Below are 3255 nucleotides of genomic sequence, written 5' to 3' on the forward strand. Positions count from 1 at the left end.
TCCGACTATCTGTTAGGTGCCACCAAAATATATAAGCGGCGTGATCGTTCCTACGACCTAAACGACATTCAATTAGCACTACTAATTGTAGTTATCCTTGATAGCTTACCAAAGCGCTTATGTTCTCTGTACAGTTGATTTTAAATAATTCAAATGATTTATAGCTAAAATAGCCATATTTTGTATAAAATATACAAAATATGGCTATTTTAGTGTTTATCTGCTAAACTAACAGTAGTATTCCTTTTAAATAAAATACGAGTTTACAGCTATTGTAAACACAAACTGATAAGGAGGAGTTTTGAATGACCAAATTATCAAAAATTATCATCGACAACCTTAAAAACGTTCAACATGGCGAAATGTCTTTTAAAAATAAACACGATTATTTAAATGTCGTGGGCATTTATGGTCAAAATGGCTCTGGTAAAACGACCTTGATCGATGCTGTTGGTATTTTACAAACCTTAATTTTAGGTTATGAATTAGACCACAGCATCACTGATTACTTAAATGATGACCCAGCGACGCTAACGCTGGTATCTGAAAGTGAGCAGCACGCCTTTACTTACGAAGTTACCCTTAAAAAGGTGGCTCAATCCGTGCGCGTGATTGGTGAAAGCTTAAGCCAGGCCAAATTGCCTAACTATACTTACCACAAAACGGTTTTCTCGTACCAAGTTGATGACACACGGCCACAAGTGGTGATCAAACCTGAAAAAGGTAACTTTGCAAGCCTAACATTACCTTTATTGGCTTCAGTTAAAGGTAATCGCTCTTTTATTTTTGGCACTGTTTTTCAAGAATGGCGCCAACAAAATAAAACCTTGAAAAAATACCACGCTTTGTTAACGACCTATCGTTTTATTCGGAAGACAGCTATCAATATTACGATTCATACTGAAGTGATGAACGGTTATTTAGCCTCAGGCAACTTCATGCCCTTATCTTTTGCACTGAATCAAAAGAACGGGCGGCACGCTTTTGGAACGCTACCGATTCAACTTGACCAAGTGTCTGAATTAAGCCAACCTATGTTTCAATATTCCACTGCCAAAACTGAACTGATTAAAAATGTGATTGCAAAAATCAGCGCAGTGATCACGCAAATTGTCCCTGGCCTAGCTTTAAAAGCCATTACCCGTGCCCAAACGGCGAAAGACGGTACGACTGAAGAATTCAGCATTGAGCTGTTAACCATTCGTGACGGTAAACAAATCCCATTACGGGCAGAATCATTAGGCGTGCAAAAATTGGTTTCCGTTTTGGCCTTATTGATTGAAGTCTATAACAACCCTAACCAAATTGTTTTGATTGACGAATTAGATTCCGGCATCTTTGAATTTCTGTTAGGTGAATTAGTCAAAATCATGTCGGATGGTGCTAAAGGCCAATTGATTTTTACGTCACACAATTTGCGCGTCCTAGAGACCTTGCCAGATACCAAAATTTATTTTTCCACCGATGACCCACACAACCGCTATCTGCAACTGGAAGGCACCCGTGAGTCCAATAACCTGCGTAACATCTATCTTAGAAAGATTCAAACCAATGATACGCAACCTAATCTTTACGAAAAAACAGATTCCTCCCGAATTCGGTTTGCCTTTGAAGATGCGGCCCTTACTGATACGGATCAAACGAAAAATCCCTATATCAATTATACTTTCGGATTGTAGGTGACGTGCGTGGCAAAAAAAATCGTTTAAAACAGATTAAACGATTGAAATCGGTACGGTGTTTGTCTTATACTGAAGACAGCAAAAAAGCCAATGTGCTTTCCTCACATTGACTACACGGCTTGCAAAGCGATTTGCTAAAGCACCACAACTAGATTTACTTTATTTTAATGGTACAAATGTTTCGATCCAATTGCTATGGCAGTAGCGACTGGATCTCTTTTTTTGACCTAATCGTGTTCGTCACTGCTAAACATGTAAAATGTCATTGCAGTAAACCAACACAGGCCAACGAGGACTTGACTAGTTGGCAGTTTCACTGCAATCGTCGTAAAAGCGCTGGCGAATGCAGCATAGAAACCCAACCGAGTCTTGTTGAACAAGGAAGAAGCCTCCTCACAGAGAGGAGCATGTTCGGGAAAATTGAGATCCAATTTAGTTGAATAGGCGCCACCTCCACTATTTCTAGTCGTGGTGGCCTAAACGTTATCGCTTCATGCAACTTCATTATAGCATGCTGGATCACAATAAAACAAAAACCTCTTTTTAATTTTTATCCTGTCCGACTTGCTTCACCATTTGTAATGACAAGCAGTCAAACGATTGAAATCAATACGGTGTTTGTCTTATACTGAAGGCAGCAAAAAAGGCCAACGTGTTTCCCCACGTTGACCCGCACGGCTTGCAAAGCGATTTGCTAAAGCACCACAACTAGATTTTTATATTTGAATAGTTACAAATACTTCGATCCAATTGCTATTGCCGTAGCGATTGGATCTCTTTTTTTGACCTAATCATATTCGTCACTGCCCGACTATCTGTCGTGATTTGCCAAAAATTGAAACCGACACGCGCCCTATTTAACCCGCTTGAAAAGCAACTGTCATTGAAGTGGCCAGTTGCTTTTTTTAGTGCTAAAAAACAATATTGTACACAAAAACGCACTTTCACAAGCCCAGCCTGACGGCAAAAGCGCGGTAAATCAAGGTTCTAATTTTTTTTGAGATTTACTGCTAAATATTTTTTAGTTTAGCTTTTTAAATTTTAGATTCGTGCTATAATAGGCTTTGCAAACGAAAATGTTAGCGCTATTACTGGTGAATAGCCTGACGTGAAAGATTACCAACAATTGACACCTAAAAAAGTTTAAGCGAGGTTTTTTGAACATGGCAGAATTTAAAACATTAGTCAATGAGATCAAAAATTTAGACACTGAAAAAATGTATGGTGGTGACTTCTTCCAAACTTGGGAAAAGAGCCAAGATGAATTAACGGCAACTTTGAAAACAGCTGATGCATTGCGTGATTTACGTGAACGCAACATTTCAACCAAAGTTTTCGATTCCGGTTTAGGCATCTCCATCTTCCGTGATAACTCAACGCGGACGCGTTTTTCATTTACCAGTGCCTGCAACATGTTAGGCTTGGAAATCCAAGATTTGGATGAAAAGAAGTCACAAATCGCCCATGGTGAAACTGTCCGTGAAACTGCAACCATGATTTCCTTCATGGCTGACGTTATCGGGATCCGTGACGATATGTACATCGGCAAAGGGAACAAGTACATGCATGATGT

At 39.3% G+C, this 3255-nt stretch carries 2 protein-coding genes and 1 pseudogene; 2 read left to right on the forward strand and 1 reads right to left on the reverse strand.

From position 1 onward, the window contains the following. Positions 1-305 precede the first annotated feature (305 nt). Positions 306-1679 carry an AAA family ATPase gene (locus tag FC07_RS08465; protein ID WP_057904681.1) on the forward strand — a complete coding sequence of 458 codons (1374 nt, stop codon included), beginning with the start codon at positions 306-308 and terminating at the stop codon, positions 1677-1679. Positions 1680-1909: 230 nt separating this feature from the next. Here FC07_RS08465 and FC07_RS15880 read toward each other — a convergent pair whose 3' ends face one another. Next, the gene (locus tag FC07_RS15880) at positions 1910-2062 is read right to left on the reverse strand and encodes a hypothetical protein (protein ID WP_155797821.1); all 153 of its coding nucleotides are present in this window, start codon (positions 2060-2062) and stop codon (positions 1910-1912) included. 783 nt (positions 2063-2845) lie between these two features. Here FC07_RS15880 and FC07_RS08470 point away from each other — a divergent pair. Beyond that, positions 2846-3255, forward strand: a pseudogene (locus FC07_RS08470) (knotted carbamoyltransferase YgeW); the annotation flags it as partial.

It is taken from the genome of Loigolactobacillus bifermentans DSM 20003, from assembly GCF_001434575.1.
GTDB lineage: Bacteria > Bacillota > Bacilli > Lactobacillales > Lactobacillaceae > Loigolactobacillus > Loigolactobacillus bifermentans.

What these genes read in the sequence shown, in the direction of transcription:
- FC07_RS08465 (WP_057904681.1), top strand. Translation starts at nt 306, where the DNA reads ATGACCAAATTATCAAAAATTATCATCGACAACCTTAAAAACGTTCAA.